The sequence below is a fragment of the Micromonospora sp. URMC 103 genome (assembly GCF_051386435.1).
Taxonomy (GTDB): Bacteria; Actinomycetota; Actinomycetes; order Mycobacteriales; family Micromonosporaceae; genus Micromonospora.
In genome coordinates, this window is the sequence record NZ_JBPQTR010000005.1 from 2,272,545 (window position 1) to 2,295,414 (window position 22,870).

16 protein-coding genes are annotated in these 22,870 nt (G+C 74.1%); 7 read left to right on the forward strand and 9 right to left on the reverse strand.

Annotated features, from left to right (window positions below):
• Nucleotides 1-18: 18 nt before the first annotated feature.
• Both ACSNOA_RS23675 and ACSNOA_RS23680 read left to right on the forward strand, forming a co-directional pair.
• Nucleotides 19-891 carry an aldo/keto reductase gene (locus tag ACSNOA_RS23675; RefSeq protein WP_436661502.1) on the forward strand — a complete coding sequence of 291 codons (873 nt, stop codon included), beginning with the start codon at nucleotides 19-21 and terminating at the stop codon, nucleotides 889-891.
• Between the two features lie 155 nt (nucleotides 892-1,046).
• Nucleotides 1,047-2,459, forward strand: a complete 1,413-nt coding sequence (locus ACSNOA_RS23680) for an alkaline phosphatase PhoX (RefSeq protein WP_436661504.1) — start codon at nucleotides 1,047-1,049, stop codon at nucleotides 2,457-2,459.
• 84 nt (nucleotides 2,460-2,543) lie between these two features.
• On the opposite strand, the gene ACSNOA_RS23685 is transcribed toward ACSNOA_RS23680, so the two are convergent.
• Nucleotides 2,544-3,125 carry a TetR/AcrR family transcriptional regulator gene (locus ACSNOA_RS23685; protein ID WP_436661505.1) on the reverse strand — a complete coding sequence of 194 codons (582 nt, stop codon included), beginning with the start codon at nucleotides 3,123-3,125 and terminating at the stop codon, nucleotides 2,544-2,546.
• Nucleotides 3,126-3,330: 205 nt separating this feature from the next.
• Here ACSNOA_RS23685 and ACSNOA_RS23690 point away from each other — a divergent pair, with 205 nt between their 5' ends.
• Together ACSNOA_RS23690 and ACSNOA_RS23695 are read left to right on the forward strand one after the other, a co-directional pair.
• Nucleotides 3,331-4,806 carry an MFS transporter gene (locus ACSNOA_RS23690; protein ID WP_436661506.1) on the forward strand — a complete coding sequence of 492 codons (1,476 nt, stop codon included), beginning with the start codon at nucleotides 3,331-3,333 and terminating at the stop codon, nucleotides 4,804-4,806.
• 195 nt (nucleotides 4,807-5,001) lie between these two features.
• Entirely contained in the window at nucleotides 5,002-5,409 is a 408-nt protein-coding gene (locus ACSNOA_RS23695) for a hypothetical protein (protein WP_436661508.1), read from the forward strand.
• Nucleotides 5,410-5,484: 75 nt separating this feature from the next.
• Here ACSNOA_RS23695 and ACSNOA_RS23700 read toward each other — a convergent pair whose 3' ends face one another.
• Nucleotides 5,485-6,285, reverse strand: a complete 801-nt coding sequence (locus tag ACSNOA_RS23700) for an SGNH/GDSL hydrolase family protein (RefSeq protein WP_436661509.1) — start codon at nucleotides 6,283-6,285, stop codon at nucleotides 5,485-5,487.
• Between the two features lie 196 nt (nucleotides 6,286-6,481).
• Between ACSNOA_RS23700 and ACSNOA_RS23705 the strand changes: the two genes are divergently transcribed.
• Nucleotides 6,482-8,020, forward strand: a complete 1,539-nt coding sequence (locus ACSNOA_RS23705; RefSeq protein ID WP_436661511.1) for a M1 family metallopeptidase — start codon at nucleotides 6,482-6,484, stop codon at nucleotides 8,018-8,020.
• Nucleotides 8,021-8,152: 132 nt separating this feature from the next.
• Here ACSNOA_RS23705 and ACSNOA_RS23710 read toward each other — a convergent pair whose 3' ends face one another.
• Nucleotides 8,153-9,667 (reverse strand): glutamate synthase subunit beta, encoded by a 1,515-nt coding sequence (locus ACSNOA_RS23710; RefSeq protein ID WP_436661513.1) that lies wholly within the window; start codon nucleotides 9,665-9,667, stop codon nucleotides 8,153-8,155.
• Nucleotides 9,660-14,372, reverse strand: coding sequence for a glutamate synthase large subunit (gltB, locus tag ACSNOA_RS23715; protein ID WP_436661514.1), 4,713 nt, complete (start codon nucleotides 14,370-14,372; stop codon nucleotides 9,660-9,662). The genes ACSNOA_RS23710 and gltB overlap by 8 nt, the downstream gene beginning before the upstream one ends.
• 146 nt (nucleotides 14,373-14,518) lie before the next feature.
• Between gltB and ACSNOA_RS23720 the strand changes: the two genes are divergently transcribed.
• Nucleotides 14,519-15,364 carry a GNAT family N-acetyltransferase gene (locus ACSNOA_RS23720; RefSeq protein WP_436661516.1) on the forward strand — a complete coding sequence of 282 codons (846 nt, stop codon included), beginning with the start codon at nucleotides 14,519-14,521 and terminating at the stop codon, nucleotides 15,362-15,364.
• A gap of 19 nt (nucleotides 15,365-15,383) precedes the next feature.
• Here ACSNOA_RS23720 and ACSNOA_RS23725 read toward each other — a convergent pair whose 3' ends face one another.
• Entirely contained in the window at nucleotides 15,384-16,571 is a 1,188-nt protein-coding gene (locus tag ACSNOA_RS23725) for an FAD-dependent oxidoreductase (RefSeq protein ID WP_436661518.1), read from the reverse strand.
• Between the two features lie 16 nt (nucleotides 16,572-16,587).
• Nucleotides 16,588-17,760, reverse strand: coding sequence for a prolipoprotein diacylglyceryl transferase (gene lgt / locus ACSNOA_RS23730; RefSeq protein WP_436661520.1), 1,173 nt, complete (start codon nucleotides 17,758-17,760; stop codon nucleotides 16,588-16,590).
• A gap of 103 nt (nucleotides 17,761-17,863) precedes the next feature.
• On the opposite strand from lgt, the gene ACSNOA_RS23735 reads away from it, so the two are divergent.
• Nucleotides 17,864-18,613 carry an NUDIX hydrolase gene (locus ACSNOA_RS23735; protein WP_436661522.1) on the forward strand — a complete coding sequence of 250 codons (750 nt, stop codon included), beginning with the start codon at nucleotides 17,864-17,866 and terminating at the stop codon, nucleotides 18,611-18,613.
• Nucleotides 18,614-19,773: 1,160 nt separating this feature from the next.
• On the opposite strand, the gene trpA is transcribed toward ACSNOA_RS23735, so the two are convergent.
• The 3 genes from trpA to trpC are packed head-to-tail and all read right to left on the reverse strand — an operon-like array spanning nucleotide 19,774 to nucleotide 22,661.
• Nucleotides 19,774-20,577, reverse strand: coding sequence for a tryptophan synthase subunit alpha (gene trpA / locus ACSNOA_RS23740; RefSeq protein WP_436661524.1), 804 nt, complete (start codon nucleotides 20,575-20,577; stop codon nucleotides 19,774-19,776).
• 4 nt (nucleotides 20,578-20,581) lie between these two features.
• Complete coding sequence (gene trpB, locus ACSNOA_RS23745; RefSeq protein WP_436661526.1) at nucleotides 20,582-21,820, reverse strand: tryptophan synthase subunit beta; 1,239 nt, start codon at nucleotides 21,818-21,820, stop codon at nucleotides 20,582-20,584.
• Nucleotides 21,821-21,857: 37 nt separating this feature from the next.
• Nucleotides 21,858-22,661 (reverse strand): indole-3-glycerol phosphate synthase TrpC, encoded by an 804-nt coding sequence (trpC, locus tag ACSNOA_RS23750; RefSeq protein WP_436662425.1) that lies wholly within the window; start codon nucleotides 22,659-22,661, stop codon nucleotides 21,858-21,860.
• Between the last annotated feature and the right edge of the window lie 209 nt (nucleotides 22,662-22,870).

Genomic DNA, 22,870 nt, shown 5'->3' on the forward strand with positions numbered 1-22,870 from the left:
CGACAGGGGGATCAGCGCATGGCAACCAACGCCGGCACGCAGCCCGCGAAGGCTTCCGGCACCTATCGGATCGGCGGTGACCTGCAGGTCGACCGCCTCGGCTACGGGGCGATGCAGCTCACCGGGCCGGGCGTCTGGGGCGACCCGAAGGATCCGGCCGAGGCGGTGCGCGTGCTGCGCCGCGCGGTCGAGCTGGGTGTGACGTTCATCGACACCGCCGACTCGTACGGGCCGTTCGTCTCCGAACTGCTGATCCGCGAGGCGCTGCACCCGTACCCCGACGACCTGGTCATCGCGACCAAGGCCGGCTTCACCCGCGCCGGCCCGGGCGACTGGCGGCCGCTGGCGCGTCCGGAGTACCTGCGCCAGCAGTGTGAACTGAGCCTGCGCCACCTCGGCCTGGACTGCATCCCCCTGTACCAGCTGCACCGGATCGACCCGACCGTGCCGCTGGCCGACCAGCTCGGCGAGCTGGCGCTGCTCAAGCAGGAGGGGAAGATCCGGCACATCGGCCTGTCCGAGGTGACCGTGGAGCAGATCGAGGCGGCAGGGAGCATCACACCGATCGTGTCGGTGCAGAACCTCTACAACCTGGCCGACCGCCACTTCGAGGACGTGCTGGACCACTGCGAGCGCAACGACCTCGCGTTCATCCCGTGGTTCCCGATCGCGACCGGCAACCTGGCCCGCCCCGGCGGGCCGCTGGACGCGATCGCGTCGGAGCACGACGCGACGCCCGCGCAGCTCGCGCTCGCCTGGCTGTTGCGCCGGTCGCCGGTGATGCTCCCCATCCCGGGTACGTCCTCGGTGGCGCACCTGGAGGAGAACGTCGCGGCCGCCGAGGTGCGGCTCACCGACGCCGAGTTCGAGGCTCTCGCGAAGGCCACCTGACGCCCCCGACCGGGTCGGCGGTCTGACCAGCGGGTTCAGCCAAGGGTTGGCCGACTGTTCACCCGCCGACCCGCACGACGGCAACCAGCGTTCTTCCCGCGTCACTTGCCTTGTTCCGCGGTACCCGATTACCGGCGAAACAGAAAGGCAACATCGTGACCTCCTCCCCCATCTCCCGCCGCAACGTGCTGCGCACCGGCGTGGCCGGCGGTCTCGGCATCGCGGTGGCCGGCAGCCTGGAGGCGATCGCCGGCCCGGCGGCGGCGCAGGCCTCGGCCCGTCCGGCGGTCGGCTACGGCGAGCTGGTGCCCGACCCGGCCGGCCTGCTGGCCCTGCCGCCCGGCTTCTCGTACACCATCGTGGCCCAGGCCGGAGCGACCACACTGGAGTCCGGCCAGCCCACCCCGAGCGACGCCGACGGCACCGGCTGCTTCCTCGGCCGCAACGGCTCGGTCCTCGTGAACAACCACGAGATCGACGGCAGCGAGCCGTTCCGGGTGCCGGCGCTGCCCGGCCTCACCTACGACCCGGGCGCGGGCGGCGGCACCACCACCATCGAGGTGGACGCCCAGGGCAAGCGGCTGCGTGAGTACGTCAGCGTGGCCGGCACCCACAACAACTGCGCCGGCGGCGTGACGCCGTGGGGCACCTGGCTGACCTGCGAGGAGACCGAGCAGCGCGCCGGTGGCCCCTTCCTCAAGGACCACGGCTACGTCTTCGAGGTGGACCCGCACGACCCGTCGGCCAACCAGAACCCGATCCCGCTGAAGTTCCTCGGGCGCTACTCGCACGAGGCGGTCGCGGTCGACCCGTACACCCACGCGATCTACCTGACCGAGGACGCGGGCGGCCCGAACGGCCTCTACTACCGGTGGACCCCGCCGGCCGGCTTCCGGGGCGGCAAGGGCACCCTCCGCGCGCTCGCCCAGCGGCCGGACGGCGACACCGCGGGCAGCCTCCAGGCGATGAGCTGCTTCCACGGCAGCCGCCACGTCGCCGACCTGGCCGAGGCCACGACGCCGGGCACCCGGTACAAGGTGACCTGGGTGGACGTGCCGGACCGGGACGCGAAGACCGTCTCGGTGCGCAAGCAGTTCACCGACGACCAGGTGACCCGCAGCCACAAGCTCGAGGGCGCCTGGTGGAGCGACGGCGGGGCGTACTTCGTGGCCAGCTTCGCCCGCGCCGAGGACGGCAGCGTCAACGAGCACGACGGCCAGGTCTGGTTCTACGACCCGAAGACGGAGACGGTCACCCTGAAGACCATCTTCGGTGTGAACCAGAACCCCGACGAGGACGCCAACAACTTCGACGGGCCGGACAACATCACCATCTCGCCGTACGGCGGCCTGATCATGGCCGAGGACGGTGAGGGCGTGTCCCACCTGGTCGGCGTGACCGAGCAGGGCAAGGCGTACCCGATGGCGCGCAACGAGCTCAACAACAGCGAGTTCACCGGCCCGCAGTTCAGCGCGGACGGGAAGATCCTGTTCGCCAACATCCAGAGCCCCGGCTACGTGTTCGCGATCACCGGTCCGTGGGGCCGGCCGAGCAACGCCCAGGCCTGAGGTTCACCGGGTCGACCCGGCGGCCGGCGGTGTGCGCACCGCCGGCCGCCGGCGCGTTTCCCGCGCCGGTCGGCGGCGCCGGTGTCAGCCGTGGCTGGCCGGGTAGCGCAGCCCGTCGAGGGCGAAGGTGAGCACCCGGTCGCGCTGCCCGGGCTCGGGGAACTGGTAGACCGTGAGGCCGCTGATGAGCCGCAGCACGTCGTCGAAGATGGCGTCCGGCCGCGCCACCCCGGCGGCCTGCGCCCGCTGCAGCAGCGGCTCCCCCGCCGCGTAGATCTCGTTGCGGCAGTTGCGGAACACCTCCGATTCGTGCACCAGCTCCTCGGCGAGCGCCCGCTTCGTGGCCACGTACGCCACGAACCGGTTCAGCCACGCGACCAGCGCGTCCCACGGGGGCAGGTCGGCGAGGTCGGCGGCGGAGGCGCTGAGCGCCCGGACCTCCTCCACGTAGACCGCCTCGAAGAGGTCACGCCGGCTCGGGAAGTTGCGGTAGAGGGTGCCGATCCCGACCCCGGCCCGGCGGGCGATCTCCTCGAGCGACGCGCCCGCGCCGCACTCGGCGAAGGCCTCCCGGGCCGCCGCGACCAGCGCGTCGTAGTTCCGGCGGGCGTCGGCCCGCTTCGGACGCCGCGCGAGGTATTCCCCCAGCTGGTCGACGCTGGACATGACGGACGTCACCCTCCCTCGGTTGCAACCGGAGGCACCCCTCCACTAGGTTTGTGGAGGCACCCCTCCGGAACTGACCGGAGCCGTGCCTCCGGATAGCGTACTCCGGACTTCGAGCGGGTCCCACCGGACGTGACCGCGCACCGCCCGAGTGGGCGACCCGCCCATCAGACCACCGTCCGTACCCGACATGGGAGTTCCCTTCGTGACCGAGACCATCCGACGCGGCTCGCGTCGGCTGACCTTCCTCGTCCTCGCGGCGGGCGCCGGCTTCTTCGCGATGCTCCAGTCGCTGATCACCCCGGTGCTGCCCACCATCCAGCACGACCTGCACACCTCCCAGAACACCGTGACCTGGGTGCTGACCGCCTACCTGCTCTCCGCGTCGATCTTCACGCCGATCCTCGGCCGGGTCGGCGACATGGTCGGCAAGGGGCGCATGCTCGTCGTGTCCCTCGCCGCGCTGGCGCTGGGCTGCCTGCTGGCCGCCATCGCGCCGAGCATCGGCGTGCTCATCGTCGCCCGCGTCATCCAGGGCATCGGCGGCGCCGTCTTCCCGCTGTCGTTCGGGATCATCCGGGACGAGTTCCCGCCGAGCCGGGTCACCTCGGCCGTCGGCGCGATCTCCGCGATCGTCGCGGCCGGCGGCGGCCTGGGCGTCGTGCTGGCCGGCCCGATCGTCGCCGCCCTCGGCTACCGCTGGCTGTTCTGGATCCCGATGGTCGTCGTCGGCCTGACCGCCCTCGCGGCGAAGCTGTTCGTCCCCGAGTCCCCGGTGCGTACGCCGGGCCGGATCAACTGGGCGGCCACGCTGCTGCTGTCCGGCTGGCTCGTCGCGCTGCTGCTGCCCATCAGCAAGGGCGCGGCCTGGGGCTGGACCTCCGGCCGGGTGCTCGGCCTGCTGGCGCTCGCCGTCGTGCTGCTCGCCGGCTGGCTGGTGGCCGAGGTGCGCTCGGCCAACCCGCTGATCGACATGCGGATGATGCGCCTGCCCGGGGTCTGGACGACCAACCTGGTCGCCCTGCTCTACGGCGCGTCGATGTTCTCCGTCTACGCCTTCCTGCCGCAGTTCGTGCAGACCCCGACCAGCGCCGGCTACGGCTTCGGGGCGAGCGTCACCCAGGCCGGGCTGCTCATGCTGCCGATGCTGGTCGCCATGTTCGTCGCCGGCATCCTCGCCGGGCGGCTCGAGGCGCGGTTCAGCGCCAAGGCGCAGCTCGCCACCGGCGCCGCGTTCAACGTGGTCGCCTCCGCGATGCTGACCGTCGCGCACGACACCCGCTGGGAGATCGGCGTCGCCGGCGGCCTGGTGGGCCTCGGCATCGGACTGGCCTTCGCGTCGATGGCCAACCTGATCGTGGGCAACGTGCCGCCCGGCCAGACCGGCGTGGCCACGGGCATGAACGCCAACATCCGCACCATCGGCGGCGCGATCGGCGCCGCCGTGGTGAGCGGGGTGATCACCGCCCACCCGCTCGCGAGCGGGCTGCCCCGGGAGGCCGGCTTCACGAAGGGCTTCCTGCTGCTCACCGCGCTCTCCCTCGCCGCGGCGGTGGCGGCGCTGGTCGTCCCGTCGGCCCGTCGGGCGGCGGCCGGCCGGCGGCCGTCCCCTCCCTCGCCCGTCTCGCCCGTCGAGTCGGAGCTGGCCGGCGAGTTCGCCACCATCCCGGCGACCCGCTGAGCCGTCGGATGCCCGGGGCCGTCCGCGCCCCGGGCATCCGCGCGTCCGCGTGGCCCCGCCCCGCCGCGGCCGGACCGGACGTCCACGCACGACGACGGTCCATGCCCGGTCCTGCGATCGATCGATGGCTGGCGCTGCCGGTGACCGCTATGGTCGGCCGCAGGTAACGCGCCCGCTCCGACGAGGAGGACCATCGTGCGCCGCATCCTGACCACCATCGCGCTGCTGCCGCTGTCCCTGTCCGTGGCTCTGGCACCGACGCCGGCGAGCGCGGCGGAGGCCGTCGACGTCACGTCCGCGACCCTGGTCGCCCGGGGTGTCGCCGTGGACGTCACCCTCGACGTGACCTGTCCGGCCGGCATGACCGGCTCCATCGAACTGAGCATCCGTCAACGGTCGGGCGGCCTGGTGGCGTACGGGTCGGGCTGGGCGCCCCTCAGCTGCACGGGCGAGGCCCAGGCGGTGACCGGGCGGGTGCTCGCGCAGCCCGGCGGCCCCGTCTTCCGCACGGGCGAGGCCCTGGTCACCGGCAACGTCGAGCTCTGCGGCGCGGAGGCGTGCGATTACGCGCAGGTCGACGACACGGTCCGCGTCCGGCGCTGAGCGCCCCGCCCGCGTCGCGGCGGCCGGCGGTCCGTGGTGGACCACCGGCCGCCGCCGGGGTGGCGCGGGGCACGGTCAGCCGGTGACCGCGTTCAGCGCCGGCAGGTAGCCGTACCGGTAGCCGTCGGCGTCCGGGTGGTACGCCTCGATGACGCCGCTGACGTCGTGGATCCACGGGTCACCGGCGCAGACGCCGTGCCCCGCGAAGGAGGGTCGGGTGTCGACGAACGTGGCCCCCGCGGCGGCGGCCCGCCCGGCGATGACCGTGGCGAGCACGTCGGCGGCCTCGTTGAGGATCGTCCGCTTGTAGACGCTCATGGCGAGCCACCCGCACGAGTTCAGCTCGAACAGCCGCGGGTAGCCGAGCACGACGAGCCGCGCGTTCGGCGCCCGCGTGCGGATGGCCGCGTAGGTCGCGTCGAGCCGGCCGGGCAGGGTGGCCGTCGCGAACGCGCGCGACTCGTTGACGGCGTTCGTGCAGGTCGAGGTGCTGCCGAACCGGCAGCTCGTGATGACGTCGGCGAAGCCCGCGTCGTTGCCGCCGATGGTGACGGTGACCAGGGTGGTGCCGGTGCTGAGCGCGCCCACCTGGTCGTTGATGACGTCGGCGGTGACCGCTCCCCCGCACGCGGGGAACGCGAAGCTGGCCACGCCGTGGGCCGCGGCCCAGAGCGGGGCGTACGACTTCTGGCTGCGCAGGCAGGTGGACCAGTCGTACGGGCCGGCGCCGACCCCCGAGGAGTACGAGTCGCCGAGGGCGACGTAGTGCACGGGCGCGGCCTGAGCCGTGCCGGGAACGGCGAACACGGCGCCGAGCGTGGCGGTGAGCAGGGCGGCCAGCGCGGCGAGGGCGCGGCGCAGCGGGCGGTGGGGCATGACGGACCTCCACAGGGCAGGGGTGGTGGGATCCGTGACCGCGCGCGTGGCCAGGGGTGGAACGGTTGTTACCAGGCAGTAATGCTATCGAAACATTCAGATCAACTGAACAGGTGGGCCGCGCGTCGGGGCGGACATCCTCATCGCCGTCGATTAGGTTGGGCGGGCGAACACCCCGATGGAGGGAGTCCACCTCGTGCGACGAGTTCTCCGGGCGGCCATCGCGGCCGTCACCCTCACCGGCGCCGGCACCGTGGCCGCCGGCACCCCCGCCCACGCGGCCCTACCGGGCTGGGGCCGACCCACCGTCACCGCCGCCGTACCGCAACCCGGCGCCCCGGGACTGGGCGACACCTACTTCCCCGACTACGGCAACGGCGGCTACGACGTCGAGCACTACGACGTCCGGCTGCGCTACGACCCCGACACCGACCGGCTCACCGGCACGACCACCATCCTGGCCCGGGCCACGCAGGACCTGTCCCGGTTCAACCTGGACTTCCTGCTCGAGGTGGAGTCGGTCCGGGTCAACGGCTGGGCGGCGACCACCAGCACCGAGGGCGCCCACGAGCTGGTCGTCACGCCCTCCCGCACGATCACCCGCGGGCAGCAGCTCACCATCGTCGTCCGGTACGCCGGCGTGCCGTCGGAGACCCTGGTCGACGGCTACACGGGCTGGACGCGCACCGACGACGGCGCGCTCGCGGTGAACGAGCCCGAGTCGGCGTGGTGGTGGTTCCCCAGCAACGACCACCCGCTGGACAAGGCCACCTTCGACGTCTCCGTGTCGGTGCCGACCGGCGTCGAGGTGATCAGCAACGGGGTGCAGCCCCGGCCCCCGCTGGCCGAGGCGGGCAACCGCACGCGGTGGAGCTGGCGGACGACGTCCCCCACCGCCACGTACCTCGCCTTCATGGCGATCGGCCAGTACGACATCGTCACCGACACGGCGCCCAACGGCCAGCCGGTCGTGAACGCGTACAGCACGAGCCTCGGCGAGCTGGCGCCGGCGGCCCGGGCCAGCATCGAGCGCACCGCCGAGATCGTCGAGTGGGAGAGCACGGTCTTCGGCCCGTACCCGTTCGAGGCGCAGGGCGGCGTGGCGGGGCCGGTCGACGGCATCACGTTCGCGCTCGAGACGCAGACCCGGCCGGTGTACGGCCCGGGCTTCTGGCGTCGCGGGTCCAACACCTCCGTCGTGGTGCACGAGAACGCGCACCAGTGGTTCGGTGACTCGGTCTCGGTGGCCCGCTGGCAGGACATCTGGCTCAACGAGGGCTTCGCCTCGTACGCCGAGTGGCTGTGGTCGGAGGAGCAGGGCGAGGGCACCGCGCAGGAGCTGTTCGACTTCACCTACGCGAGCTACCCGGAGGACTCCCCGTTCTGGCAGGTGCGGCCGGGTGACCCCGGCCCGACCCGGGTCTTCGACGACGCCGTCTACGACCGGGGCGCCATGACGCTGCACCAGCTCCGGCTCGCCGTGGGCGACGACGCGTTCTTCGCGATCCTGCCCGCGTGGACCGCCGCGCACCGCCACGGCAACGGGACCATCGCGGAGTTCCAGGCCCTCGCCGAGCAGATCTCCGGTCTGGACCTGGACGACTTCTTCACCACGTGGCTGTTCACGGCCGGTCGTCCGGACGTGTCGGGCTCGGCGGCCCGCAAGGCGGCCCCGCCGGTGGAGCCGAAGTCGTGGGCCAAGATCCGCGAGGCGCACCGGCTCCTCGCGCACTGACCCCGGACGGTGCCCGTCGCGCGACCGCGGCGGGCACCACCGCCGGTCGCCGGGCCGGCCCTGCACACCAGTTCGCCGACGTGGCGGTGTCCGGACCACCGGGACACCGCCACGTCGGCGATACGGCGTCGATCAGGGGCGGGCGAAGGCGGCGAGGGGCTGCGTCGCCGGGTCGACCGGTGCGGGCAGCGTCCCCGCGCCACCGAGGTACGCGTGGACGGCGGCGGCCGCCGCCCGCCCCTCGGCGATCGCCCACACGATGAGCGACGCTCCACGGTGCATGTCGCCGGCCACGAAGACGCCGTCGGCGGCCTGCCAGTCCGGCCGGGCGTCGACCGCGCCGCGGGCGTTGCGCCGCGCGCCGAACTGCCCCAGCAGGGCCTGCTCCTCGGTGCCGTCGAAGCCGATGGCCAGGAGCACGAGGTCGGCGGGCAGCTCCCGCTCGCTGCCGGGCAGCGCCGTGACGATCCGCCGGCCGTCCCGCTTCTCCACGGTCACCTCGGCTACCCGCACCGCCCGCACCTGGCCGGTGCCGTCGTCGACGAACTCCTGCACGGCGACCGCGAAGACCCGCTCGCCGCCCTCCTCGTGGGCCGGGTAGCTGCGCAGGATCCACGGCCAGGTCGGCCACGGGTCACGGGCCTCGTCGCGGTCGTGCGGCGGTCGCGGGTACAGGTCGAGCTGGTGTACGCCGGCCGCACCCTGCCGGTGCGCGACGCCGAGGCAGTCCGCCGCGGTGTCGCCGCCGCCGATGATCACCACGTGTCTGCCGGCCGCGTCGATCGGGGTGCCGTCGGGGCGTACGGCCAGCGCCGGTCGGCCCTCGCCCGCCGCCGCCACCACTCGGTTGGCCGCCACCAGGTGCTCCATCGCCTGGTGTACGCCCCGCAGCCGCCGCCCCGGGGTCTCCGGGACGTCGCGGCCGGCCAGCGCCCCGCACGCCAGCAGCACCGCGTCGTGCCGCGCGCGCAGCTGCTCGGCGGTGACGTCGACGCCGACGTCCACACCGGTGCGGAACTCGACGCCCTCGGCGGCGAGCTGGGCCACCCGCCGGTCGATGTGGTGCTTCTCCAGCTTGAAGTCGGGGATGCCGTAGCGCAGCAGGCCGCCGAGAGCGTCGTCCCGCTCGTACACGGTGACGGCGTGCCCCGCGCGGGCGAGCTGCTGGGCGGCGGCGAGGCCGGCGGGCCCGGAGCCGACGACGGCCACGGAGCGGCCGGACGGCACGGGCGCCGGCACGGGCCGCAGCCCGCCCCGGGCCACCGCCGCGTCGGCGATCTCCACCTCGACCTGCTTGATGGTGACCGGGTCCCCGCCGCCGATGCCGAGGACGCAGGCCGCCTCGCACGGCGCCGGACAGAGCCTCCCCGTGAACTCGGGGAAGTTGTTGGTGGCGTGCAGCGACGCCACGGCGGCGTCCCAGTTGCCGGTGCGGACGAGGTCGTTCCAGTCGGGGATGCGGTTGCCGAGCGGGCACCCGTCGTGGCAGAACGGGATGCCGCAGTCCATGCACCGGGTGGCCTGCTCGCGGATCAGTTCCTCGCCGGCGGGCGGGTACACCTCGCGCCAGTCGGAGATCCGCACCGGCACCGGCCGGCGGGCCGGCAGCCGGCGCGGGTAGCGCAGGAAACCGTTCGGGTCAGGCACGGGCCACCTCCTGGGTGACCGCCCGCGGGGCGGGCGGCGCGGGCGGATCGGAAGGCGCCGCCGGCGCGGCGGGAGCGGTCGGCGCCGCCAGCGCGCTCATGACCGCGTCGTCGACGTCGCGGCCGGCGGCTTCGGCGGCCCGCATGATCTCCCGCACCCGGCGGTAGTCCCGGGGCACCACGGCGGTGAACTCCTCCACGGCCTCCGGCCAGCGCTTCAGCAGTTCCGCGGCGACCGCCGAGTCGGTTTCGGCGAAGTGCCGCTGCACCAGCTCGTGCAGCACGGCCTGCTCCTCCTCCCCCAGCGGCGCGAGGTCGACCAGCTCGGTGTTGACCCGGGCCCGGTCGAGCCGGTGGACGAAGGCGGTGCCGCCGGACATGCCGGCCGCGAAGTTGCGCCCGGTGGGGCCGAGCACGACGACGGTGCCGCCCGTCATGTACTCGCACCCGTGGTCGCCGACGCCCTCGACGACCGCCACCGCCCCGGAGTTGCGCACCGCGAACCGCTCACCCACCCGGCCGCGCAGGAACAGCTCGCCGCCCGTGGCGCCGTACAGGATGGTGTTGCCGGCGACGATCTGGTCCTCGGCCCGCTGTCCCGGCGCGGCGTCCGGGTCCACGAAGGGGGCGCTGGCGTCGGGGCGCACGATGACCCGGCCGCCGGAGAGGCCCTTGCCGACGTAGTCGTTCGCGTCGCCGTGCAGCCGCAGCGTCACCCCGCGCGGCAGGAACGCCCCGAAGGACTGCCCGGCCGTACCGTGCAGCCCGATCTCCACGGTGTCGTCGGGCAGCCCGGCGCCGCCGTGGCGGCGGACCACCTCACCGCCGAGCATCGCGCCGACGCTGCGGTGGTCGTTGCGGATGGCGAGGTCGACCCGGACCGGGGCGCCGCCGCGCAGCGCCGGCTCGGCGAGCGCGATCAGCTCGTTGTCGAGGGCCAGGTCCAACCCGTGGTCCTGGGCCCGGACGCCGCGCCGGGCCGCGTCCGCGGGCAGCTCGGGCAGGTGCAGCACGGGCGTGAGATCCAGCCCGTACGCCTTCCAGTGCGCGACCGCGGGGGCCACGTCGAGCAGCTCCGCGTGCCCGATCGCCTCCTCGATCGAGCGGAAGCCCAGCTCGGCCAGGTAGCCGCGCACCTCCTCGGCCAGGAAGAGGAAGAAGTTCTCCACGAACTCGGGAGTGCCGGTGAACCGCTCGCGCAGCACCGGGTTCTGGGTGGCGATGCCCACGGGGCAGGTGTCGAGGTGGCAGACGCGCATCATCACGCATCCGGCGACGATCAGCGGTGCGGTGGCGAAGCCGAACTCCTCGGCGCCGAGCAGCGCCGCGACCAGCACGTCCCGGCCGGTCTTGAGCTGGCCGTCGACCTGGACGGTGACCCGGTCGCGGAGCTTGTTGAGCAGCAGCGTCTGCTGCGCCTCGGCGAGCCCCAGCTCCCACGGTGTGCCGGCGTGCTTGAGCGAGTTGAGTGGGGACGCGCCCGTGCCGCCGTCATGGCCGGAGATCAGGATGACGTCCGCCTTGAGCTTGGCCACCCCCGCCGCCACGGTGCCGACGCCGACCTCGCTGACCAGCTTGACGTGGACGCGCGCGGCCGGGTTCACGCACTTGAGGTCGTGCACCAGCTGGGCGAGGTCCTCGATGGAGTAGATGTCGTGGTGCGGCGGCGGGGAGATGAGGCCGACGCCGGGGGTGGCGTGCCGGGTCCGGGCGATCCACGGCCAGACCTTGTTGCCCGGCAGTTGCCCGCCCTCTCCGGGTTTCGCGCCCTGGGCCATCTTGATCTGGAGGTCGTCGGCGTTGACCAGGTACTCGGTGGTGACGCCGAACCGTCCACTCGCGATCTGCTTCACGGCCGACCGGCGTGCCGGGTCGTGCAGCCGCTCGACGTCCTCGCCGCCCTCGCCCGTGTTGGACTTGCCGCCGAGCCGGTTCATGGCGATCGCGAGCGTCTCGTGCGCCTCGGCCGAGATCGAGCCGTACGACATGGCGCCGGTGGCGAAGCGACGGACGATCGCGGTGGCCGGCTCGACCTCGTCGAGCGGCACCGGCGGGCGCACGCCCGTACGCAGGGTGAACAGGCCGCGCAACGAGCCGGCGCGCCCGGCCAGCTCGTCGACCTTCGCCGTGTACCGCTTGAAGATCTCGTACTGGCGGCTGCGGGTGGCGTGCTGGAGCAGGAAGACCGTCTCGGGGTTGAACAGGTGCAGCTCGCCCTCGCGACGCCACTGGTACTCGCCGCCGACGTCGAGCCGGGTCGATCCCGGGGTGCCGGCGGGCGGCCAGGCGAGCGCGTGCCGGGCGGCCACCTCGGCGTGGATGCCGGCCAGGCCGACCCCCCCGATCTTGCTGGGGGTGCCCCGGAAGTAGCGCTCGACGAGGCGGGCGTCCAGCCCGACCGCCTCGAAGACCTGCGCCCCGCAGTACGACGACACCGTCGAGATGCCCATCTTCGACATGATCTTCAGGACGCCCTTGCCGAGCGCCTTCACGTAGTTCCGGACGGCGGTCGCGGGTTCGACCCCGGCCAGCGCGCCCGTGGCGATCATGTCCTCGACGGACTCGAAGGCCAGGTACGGGTTGACCGCGGCCGCCCCGTAGCCGATGAGCACGGCCGCGTGGTGCACCTCCCGGCAGTCGCCGGACTCCACGATGAGCGCCGCCTGCGTCCGGGTCTGCTCCCGCACGAGATGCTGGTGCACCGCGGCGGTGAGCAGCAGCGACGGGATCGGGGCGAGGTCGGCGTTGGAGTCGCGGTCGGAGAGGACGAGGATGCGTACGCCGTCCTCGATGGCCTCCGAGACGTGCCGGCAGATCTCGGTGAGCCGGGCCTTGATCCCGGCGGCGCCCTCGCGGACCCGGTAGAGACCGGAGACCCGGACCGCCTTGAAGCCGGGCAGGTCCCCGTCCTCGTCGATCGAAAGGATCTTGGCGAGCTCGTCGTTGTCGATCACCGGGTACGGCAGCACGATCTGCCGGCAGCTCGCCGGGCCGGGGTCGAGCAGGTTCCCCTCGGGGCCGATGGTCGAGGTGAGGCTCGTGACCAACTCCTCGCGGATCGCGTCCAACGGCGGGTTGGTGACCTGCGCGAAGAGCTGGTGGAAGTAGTCGTAGAGCAGCCGCGGCCGGGTGGACAGGGGCGCGATAGGCGTGTCGGTGCCCATCGAGCCGATCGGCTCGACGCCGGCACGCGCCATCGGCCCCAGCAGGATCTTCAGCTCCTCCTCGGTGTAGCCGAAGGTCTGCTGCCGGCGGCGGACCGAGTCGTGGGTGTAGACGATGTGCTCGCGGGCCGGCAGATCGGTCAGCTCGATGAGCCCGGCGTGCAGCCACTCCCCGTACGGGCGGGCGGCCGCCAGCTCGGCCTTGATCTCGTCGTCGTGCACGATCCGGCCGCCCACGGTGTCGACCAGGAACATCCGTCCGGGCTGGAGCCGCCCCTTGGCGACCACCCGCGCCGGGTCGAGGTCGAGGACGCCCGCCTCGCTGCCGAGCACCACGAGCCCGTCGTCCGTACGCCACCAGCGCCCCGGCCGCAGGCCGTTGCGGTCCAGCACCGCGCCCACGATCTCCCCGTCGGTGAACGCGACCGAGGCGGGGCCGTCCCAGGGCTCCATGAGGCTCGCATGGAAGCGGTAGAAGTCACGCTTGTCGGAGCGCATACCCGGATCGTTCTCCCACGCCTCCGGGATCATCATGAGCACGGCGTGCGGCAGGCTCCGGCCGGCCAGGTGCAGCAGTTCGAGGACCTCGTCGAAGTTCGCCGAGTCGGACGCGCCCGGCGTGCAGACCGGGAAGATCCGCCGGATGGCGCCGGGCAGGTCCGGGCTGCGGAGCAACGCCTCGCGCGCCTGCATCCAGTTGCGGTTGCCGCGGATCGTGTTGATCTCGCCGTTGTGCGCGATGAACCGGTACGGGTGCGCCAGCGGCCAGGACGGGAACGTGTTGGTGGAGAACCGGGAGTGCACCAGCGCGATGGCGCTGACCACCCGCTCGTCGGTGAGCTCCGGGTAGTACGCCGGCAACTGGTCCGGCGTGAGCATGCCCTTCCAGACCATCGTGCGCGCCGACAGCGACGGGAAGTACGCGGGCACGCCCCGCTCGGCGCTCTCCCGTTCGGCCTGCTTGCGCAGGCAGAACGCCACCCGGTCCAGGTCGATGCCGGACAGCGGCGAGCCCGCGGGACCGGCCGGCGAGTCGGTCAGCCGGCGGGCGGCCAGGAACAGCTGCCGGATGCGGGGCATCGCCGCGAGGGCGGTCTCGCCGAGCCCGGTCGGGTCCACCGGCACGTCCCGCCAGCCGAGCACCTCGGCGCCCTCGACCAGGGCGTACTTCTCGACCACCCGCCGGGCGCGCGCCTCGCCCGCGTCGTCGTCGGGGAGGAACACCAGGCCGGTGGCGTACTCGCCGGCGGGCGGCAGCGGGAAGTCCACCACGGCGCGCAGGAACGCGTCCGGCACCTGGATCATGATGCCGGCGCCGTCACCCGTGTTCGGCTCCGCGCCACGGGCGCCCCGGTGGTCCAGCCGGCGGAGCGCGTCGAGACCGTTCACGACGACCGCATGGGAGCGCCGGCCGTGCAGGTCGGCCACGAAGGCCACACCGCACGCGTCGTGCTCGAACGCGGGGTCGTAGAGCCCGGCCGCGGGCGCTCCCGGGCCGGACGTGGGGGCCGGCTGCGGCTGATGCGGGTACGGAAAGGCCACCGGGCCTCCTGTCGTCACTCAGGTTGGAACATGGTGGGGACGACGTCGGCCCGCGTGGGTTTATTGAGTCTACGTTAGGGCGCGGCGCGCAAGACCAGTCCGGATTGATCACACCTTCCAGAGTCTGAGACGTGTAGTCTCGCGCGGTGGATCCCGCGCACAAGGACCTCTTCGCTCGGCTCGAACGCTTCTACGACGCGGTGCCCCGCGACGCCGCGCGGGTGGAGGAGCACGGCGGGCTCGTACTCTTCGTCCGCGAGGGTCCGGGATTCCCGTTCTACGCGCGGCCCCGGCTGGACGCGACCGCACCACCCTCGCTGGCCGACGTCACCGCGACCCGGGAACGGCAACGGGAACTGGGCCTGCCCGAGGCCTTCGAGTGGGTGCACGAGACGACGCCGGAGTTCCTTCCGGTGGCCCGCTCGGCGGGGCTGTCCGTGCTGGAGGCGCCACTCATGGTGCTCGACCGGGAGGACCTGCCCGACCCGGCGCAGCTCAGCGACGTACCGGTGTGGGTTCTCGACCCGGACGCTCCGGACTTCGCCGCCGCCGTGGCCGCCCGCCGGGCCGTCGCCGCCGTGGCGTTCAGCGCCGCCGGCACCGCGCGGGGCGACGCCGGCCCGGCCGAGCGGGACGCCGCCCTGCTCGAGGTGGAGAGCGCCGCGCTCGAGGAGGAGCGCGCCCGCGTCGCCGACGGCCGGCGGCTCTCCGTGCTGGCCGGCACGCCGCTGGAGGGCGCGCTGGCCAGCGGCATGGCGATGCGTGTCGACGACGTCGCCGAGATCGCCGGGGTGGGGACGCTGCCCGCCGCCCGCCGGCGCGGTCTGGGCGCGGCGGTCACCGCGGCGCTCGCCCGCGAGCTGCGCGCCGCCGGCACCGACCTCGTCTTCCTCTCCGCCGGCAGCGAGGAGATCGCGCGGGTCTACCTGCGGGTGGGGTTCCGCCGCGTCGGCACCGCCTGCATCGCCGAGCCCGCCGCCGTCATCGCCTGACCGGGCGCTGCGGCGCGGGTCAGGTCGGCGGGCGCCACTGGGCCGCGGAGGCCGCGGCGGTGTTGAGCAGGCGCGGGGTGAGCGTGCCCAGCGCCGCGTCGCGGGCGCGCAGCGCGAGCCGGCCCCGCGTCTGCAGCACCGCCGACATGCGCCGGCTCTGCCGCACCACGGCCGCGGCGCGGGGGCGGCGTACCCGGTCGTACGCCTGCACGGCGTCCGGCAACCGCGACTCGCGCAGCAGCGCGGCGAGGGTCGCCGCGTCCTCGAAGGCGAGGCAGGCGCCCTGCCCGAGGTGCGGCGGCATGGCGTGCGCCGCGTCGCCGAGCAGTACGACGCCACCCGGGCCGACCGGGAAGCCGTACGCGCGGGGCAGCGGCCGCAGCTCGCGCACCTCCTGCTGGACGAGGTCGGCCGGGTCGGTGGCGTCGAGCAGGTCGCCGATGGGGGCGGGCCAGCCGGCGTACCAGCGGCGCAGCAGCGCGAGCTGGGTCTCCGGCGGCTCGGGGCGGGGCGCGCCGGCCGCGGTGGCCACCCAGTAGATGCCGCCCCGGCTGGAACCGCCGGACGAGCCGCGGTCGCCGAGCGAGGCGGAGACGAAACGGTAGCCGGCGCCGAGCACCTCGCCCCCGAGCGGCTGGTCGGCGGGCAGCCGCGGCGCCCGGTACCAGGGGATCACGGCCCGCCACGCCGCGGAGCCCGAGCTGACGACGGTGGCCTCGGGGGCGAGCCGCCGGCGGATCTCGCTGTCGGTGCCGTCCGCGGCGACGACGAGGTCGGCCTCGACGGTTTGCCGGCCGTCCCCCACGGCCGGGCGTTCCCCCGGCTCGGCGCGCACCGTCCGCACGGTCACGCCGGTACGCAGCTCCACCCGGTCGCCGAGCCCGGCGATCAGCGCGTCGTGCAGGTCCTCCCGGTGCACCACGACGGGCGTGCGGTCGGCCGGCAACGGCCGGGGCTGCACGAGCCAGCGCCCGTCGGGGTGGCGTACTCCGCCGTCGGGCAGCGGCGTGGCGATCGCCTCCAGCCCCGCGCCGAGCCCCAGCGCCCGCAGCGCGCGGACGCCGTTGGGCCAGAGCACCACCGCGGTCGGCTCGGGGCGGACCCGGTCGGCCCGTTCCAGCAGGGTGACCTGCCAGCCGGACCGGGCCAGCGCGCCGGCGACCGCGAGGCCGCCGATTCCCGCGCCGACCACCACCGCGCTTCGCATGGGTGCAGCTCCTCCGTCAGCTCTCGCGGTCGACCGTGCCGGAGCCGGCGGCGCCGGCCCGGTCGTCGTCACGCGCCGGCTCGTCGCCGGATGCCGCCCGGGCCGGGCCGGCGTCGGCCCCGCCCGTGGGCGGCGTGTCGTCGGTGTCGGCATCGGTCGGCGCGTCGGCGGGGACCGCGCCGGTTTCCTGGTACGCCCGGAACTGGTCCTCGTCGACCACCCGGTAACCGTCCGGCGCGCCGCGACGCGCGCCGGCCTCGCGGGCGGAGAGGTCGACCTGGGAGACGTCCGACTCGGCCGGTGCCGCCGCCGGCGTGGGGGCGGCGCCGACCGGGATCAGGTACTCGCGGGGGCCCCGGACCCGCAGGAAGTAGATCAGCGCGCCGAGGAAGACCAGCGCGGCGGTCCAGACGTTGAGCCGGACGCCGAGGATCGTGTTCGCCTCGTCGGTGCGCATCAGCTCGATCCAGAACCGGCCGGCGGTGTAACCCATCACGTAGAGCGCGAACGCCCGGCCCCGGCCGAACCGGAACTTGCGGTCGAGCGCGAAGACCAGCGCCGCGACGCCGATGTTCCACAGCGCCTCGTAGGCGAACGTCGGGTGGTAGAGACCCGGCTCGAGGATCGGCCGGCCCGTGTCGTCGCGCAGCGCGTGACCCGGATTGTCCGGGTCCATCCGGTGGATCTCCAACCCCCAGGGAAGGGTCGTACGGCCACCGAAGAGCTCGTTGTTGAACCAGTTGCCGAAGCGGCCGATCGCCTGGGCCAGTGGCAGGCCCGGGGCCAACGCGTCGGCCACCACCCCGAACGGGATGCCCAACTGCCGTGCCGCGATCCAGGCGCCGAGCGCGCCACCGGCCACGGCACCCCAGATGCCGAGGCCGCCCTCCCAGATGGCGAATGCCTTCATGGGGTCCCCACCGGTGCCGAAGTACTTCTCGGGTGAGGTGACCACGTGGTAGATCCGGGCGCCGATGATGCCGGTCGGCACCGCCCAGACGGCGATGTCCAGCACCGCGCCCGGGGCGACGCCGCGCTGGCGCAACCGGTACTCGGTCACCAGGCAGGCGACCAGGATCCCGACGATGATGCACAGCGCGTAGGCCCGGACCGGGAGCGGCCCCAGCTGCCAGACCGCGGTGGTCGGGCTCGGCAGGGCCACCTGCGGGGGCAGCGAGGCGAGAGTCACGGATGCACACGGTACCGCTGTCGACCCCCTTAGTGGCACCCCGGTCCACGGCTCGGGCGCGGTCGCCGTGGGTTCCCACTCGTACCCCGTAGGCTCTTTGTCCATGAGCGGGCTCACCTGGGCGGTGGCCGCGGTCGTCGTCGACGACGCCGGCCGGGTGCTGCTCTGCCAGCAGGGCCGCGGCGAGCGACGGCACGCGCTGCCCGGCGGCCGGCCGCGCCCGGCCGAGAGCCCCGTGTCCGCCGTCGTGCGGGTCGTCCGCGGCGAGACCGGCTGGGACGTCGAGGCGGTCGACCTGGTCGGTCTCTACCACCTGGGCGAGCCAGCGGCCGGCGCGGCACCGACGCCCGGCCGCGCGGGGCCCCTTCCGGGCGTCCTCGTCCACGTCTTCCGCGCCCGGGCGCACGGGGCGGCCCCGGTCGCCGACCCGGTGGGCGGCTGCCAACTCTCCTGGCACGACCCGGCGAGCCTGCCCGAGGCGCTCACCCCGACCACCCGGGCCGCGCTCGCCGACGCGGTTGCCGGCCGCTCCGGTGTGCTCCGCACCTGCGCGACGTCACCCGAGTCGAGCACCGGCCACAGGGGCAGCCCCGAAGACGGAGGCCCCGACGCCGGCGGGGCCAGGGCGGGCGAGGCGGGCGCGGCGGCCGGGACCGGCGCGGCGGCCGGGACCGGCGCGGCGGGCGGGGCCGGGGCGGCGGGCGCGGCGGGCGGGGCCGGGGCGGCGGCCGGGGCGGCGGGCGCGGCGGGCGGCCCCGGTGCGGCGATCAGCCGCGCGCCGGAACAGCGCCCGGGTCCGCTTCCGACCCCACCCGCGACCGCCCCGCCACGCCGACCGACCGGCGACGTCTGACTCAGGCCGGGCAGGGCCGACCGTCACGGCGGATGTGCCCGGCGGTCGGCACCGACGGCCCAAGGTCGACCTCACCCTCCGTAACGCTACCGACGGTCACCGCCACTGAGGGTCGGCCCACCCCACCTCCGGCGCTTTGCTCTGCACCCACGGATGCACCACCGCGCTGACCAGCGGGATCGCGGAGAGTGCATGGGCGAGGCCGCGTGGCGCTGTGACGCACCGTTACTGGTGCGGATAGGGGTGCAGAGCAAAGGAGGTGGCGTGGGTTTGGTCCGTCCGGTGGGACGACTGCGGTGTGTAGCGACTGCGGTGCGGCGACCGCCCGGGCGGCGACTGGTCGGCGCGACTTGCGAGGTGGCAATTGCCGTGTCGCTACCCGCCCGGGCCTCGACTGCGGGTGGCAATTGCCGTGTGGCGACGGTCGTCGAGCCGCGCCGCCCCGGCTCGGCGGAGGGGCGATCAGCGAGATCGACTCCGGATCGGCGATGTGGCGGGGTTCCCGCGCCTGTGACCCCGCCACATCGGGGATTTGGTGTGGATCAAGCCGTGTCGCCGGGGTGATCGACTCGAGTTCCTGGAAATCGGCGTATCCGGCTGTCGAGGATGCCGCGACTTCCGGGATGTCGAGTCGATCAGGGCGCGGCGCGCAGGCGCCCGCCAGCACGAGCACCGAGCGAGCACAGAGCACGAGCACCGAGCGACCGCCGGGCGCGAGCGCCAACACGAGCACCGAGCGAGCGCCGGGCGCGAGCGCCAACACGAGCACCGAGCGAGCGCCGGGCGCGAGCGCCAACACGAGCACCGAGCGAGCGCCGGGCGCGAGCGCCAACACGAGCACCGAGCGAGCGCCGGGCGCGAGCGCCAACACGAGCACCGAGCGAGCGCCGGGCGCGAGCGCCAACACCAGCACCGAGCACGGAGCAGCGAGCGTAGACGCCGAGCACCGGCACCGGCACCGGCACCGGCACCGGCACCGGCACCGAGCAGCGCAGCCCGCACGAGGACCGAGGACCGAGGACCGAGGACCGAGGACCCGACACCGAGGATCGAGCACGCAGGTCATGCCGGCGCCGTTCGGCCCGATCACCGGAGGACTCACGCGCCGCGCCCCGCCCACGTACGGGCCGGCTGCGTACGGGGCCGGCCGCCCGCGGCCGTCAGCGGGACGGGTTGCGGACGCCCTCGGCCAGGTCGGCGCTCAGCGTCCGCAGCGCGACGAGCCCGGCGTCGAAGTCCGGTGCGTCGAGCAGGCAGCGGATGAGCGCGCTGCCCACGATCACGCCGTCGGCGTACCCACCGACCGTGCCGGCCTGCGCTCCCGTGCCGACGCCGAGCCCGACACCCACCGGCAGGTCGGTGACCTCGCGGACGCGGGACACCAGCACGGGCGCCGCCGCGGAGGTCTGCGCCCGGGCGCCGGTGACGCCCATGATGGCGGTCGCGTAGACGAAGCCCCGGCAGTGCTCGACGGTCATCGCGAGGCGGGCGTCGGTGGACGAGGGCGCCACCAGGAAGGTGCGGTCCAGCCCGTACGCGTCGGAAGCCGCCAGCCACGGGTCGGCTTCCTCGGGGATCAGGTCCGGGGTGATGAGGCCGGTGCCGCCGGCGGCGTCGAGGTCGCGCGCGAACGCGTCGACGCCGTACCGTTCGACGGGGTTCCAGTAGGTCATCGTGACGACCGGCGCGCCGGTGGCCGCGACCGCCTCGATGATGCGCAGCGTGTCGGCGGTGCGTACGCCGCCCGCGAGCGCGATGTCGCTGGCCTTCTGGATGACCGGGCCGTCCATCACCGGGTCGGAGTAGGGAATCTCCACCTCGATGACGTCGACGCCGGCCTCCACCATGGCGGTCATGGCCGCGATGCTGCCCTCGACGGTCGGAAAGCCGGCCGGCATGCAGCCGACCAGGAGCGCCCGCCCCTCCGCGCGCGCCTTGTCGAAGGCGACCCCGATGCGGCTCACGGTCTCACTGCTCCTTGTCGAGGATGCCGAAGTAGTTGCCGGCGGTGTGCACGTCCTTGTCGCCCCGGCCGGAGAGGTTGACCACGATGGTGGGCTCCCGGCCCAGCTCGGCCGCGAGCTTCGGGGCGATCGCCACGGTGCCGGCGAGCGCGTGGGAGCTCTCGATGGCCGGGATGATCCCCTCGGTGCGGCAGAGCAGCTGGAACGCGGCCATCGCCTCGGCGTCGTCGACCGGCAGGTACGTGGCGCGACCGGCGTCGTGCAGCCACGCGTGCTCCGGCCCGACCCCGGGGTAGTCGAGGCCCGCCGAGATCGAGTGCGACTCGACCGTCTGGCCGTCGGCGTCCTGGAGCACGTACGTGCGGGTGCCGTGCAGCACGCCCGGCGAGCCGCCCGTGATGCTCGCCGCGTGCCGGCCCGTCGCCACGCCCTCGCCGCCGGCCTCGAAGCCGTACAGCCGCACGTCCGGGTCACCCACGAACGCGTGGAAGATGCCGAGCGCGTTCGACCCGCCGCCCACGCAGGCGGTCACCGCGTCGGGCAGTCCACCGGTCAGGTCGAGGCACTGCTGGCGTGCCTCGTCGCCGATGCCGCGCACGAAGTCGCGGACGAGGGCCGGGAACGGGTGCGGCCCGGCGACCGTGCCGATCAGGTAGTGGGTGTCGTCGACGTTGGCGACCCAGTCCCGCATCGCCTCGTTCATGGCGTCCTTGAGGGTGCGGGAGCCGGTGGTTACCGGGACGACGGTGGCGCCGAGCATGCGCATCCGGGCCACGTTCAGGGCCTGCCGCTCGGTGTCCACCTCGCCCATGTAGACCACGCAGTCGAGGTCGAAGAGCGCGGCCGCGGTGGCGGTGGCCACGCCGTGCTGGCCGGCGCCGGTCTCCGCGATCACCCGCCGCTTGCCCATCCGCCGGGTGAGCAGCGCCTGACCGAGGACGTTGCGCACCTTGTGCGCGCCCGTGTGGTTCAGGTCCTCGCGCTTGAGCAGCACCCGCGCGCCCAGCTTCGCCGAGAAGCGACGGGCCTCGTACAGCAGCGACGGGGTGCCCGCGTAGTCGCGCAGCAGGGCGTCGAACTCGGCCCGGAACGACTCGTCGGCCATCGCCGCGCGGTGCGCCTCGCTCAGCTCGTCGAGCGCGGCCACCAGGGCCTCGGGGACGAACCGGCCGCCGAACCGGCCGAAGTGACCGGCGGCGTCGGGGTGGGAGCCGGTGGCGGAGGCCGGCGCGTCGGCGCTCATGGGGCAGGTCCTCTCGATGCGGCGGGCGGTGCGGCGATCAGCGCACCGGGCGGGGCGTGGCCGGGTGGTTGCCGGCGTTGACCAGCTCGGCCACCGCCTCCCGGGGGCTCTTCTGGGTGACCAGGCCCTCGCCGACCAGGACCGCGTCGGCACCGGCGGAGGCGTACCGGATGAGGTCGTGCGGGCCGCGCACGCCGGACTCGGCAATCTTCACGACGCTGCTGGGCAGGCCGGGCGCGATCCGCTCGAACACCGAACGGTCGACCTCAAGGGTACGCAGGTTGCGGGCGTTGACCCCGATGACCTGGGCACCGGCCTCCAGCGCCCGGTCGGCCTCCTCCTCGTCGTGCACCTCGACGAGCGCCGTCATGCCGAGCGACTCGATGCGCTCCAGCAGGCCGACCAGCGCGTTCTGTTCGAGGGCGGCGACGATCAGAAGCACCAGGTCGGCGCCGTGCGCCCGCGCCTCGTGCACCTGGTAGCTGGAGACCACGAAGTCCTTGCGCAGCACCGGGATCCGCACGGCGGCGCGGACCGCGGCCAGGTCGTCCAGCGAGCCGCCGAACCAGCGCCCCTCGGTCAGCACGCTGATCGCCCGGGCGCCTCCGGCCGCGTAGTCGCCGGCCAGGTCGGCCGGGTCGGCGATCTCCGCGAGCCGGCCCTTCGACGGCGAGGCGCGCTTCACCTCGGCGATCACCGCGACGCCGGGCCGGCGCAGGGCGGCGTACGCGTCCAGCGGCGGCGGGGCGGCGGCGGCCAGTTCCTTGATCCGCTCCAGCGGAACCTGCTCCTGGCGGCGGGCCACGTCCTCGCGCACGCCGGCCAGGATCTCGTCGAGCACGCCTGCGGACGCTGCCGGACCGGCCTCGTCCCCCTCCGCGTGCGCATGCTCAGCAGTCACCAACGGACTCCCCTCTCCGGGTGTCATGGGCCGATGCTAGGGGGCGCCACCTGGCGCCAGGTGGTGGGGGTATGGCGCTGCTCACGGAAGGGCCTGCGGCATAATGGCCGACCTGCCGTGAAGGCGATGTCACTTAGCGCCACCTCCGC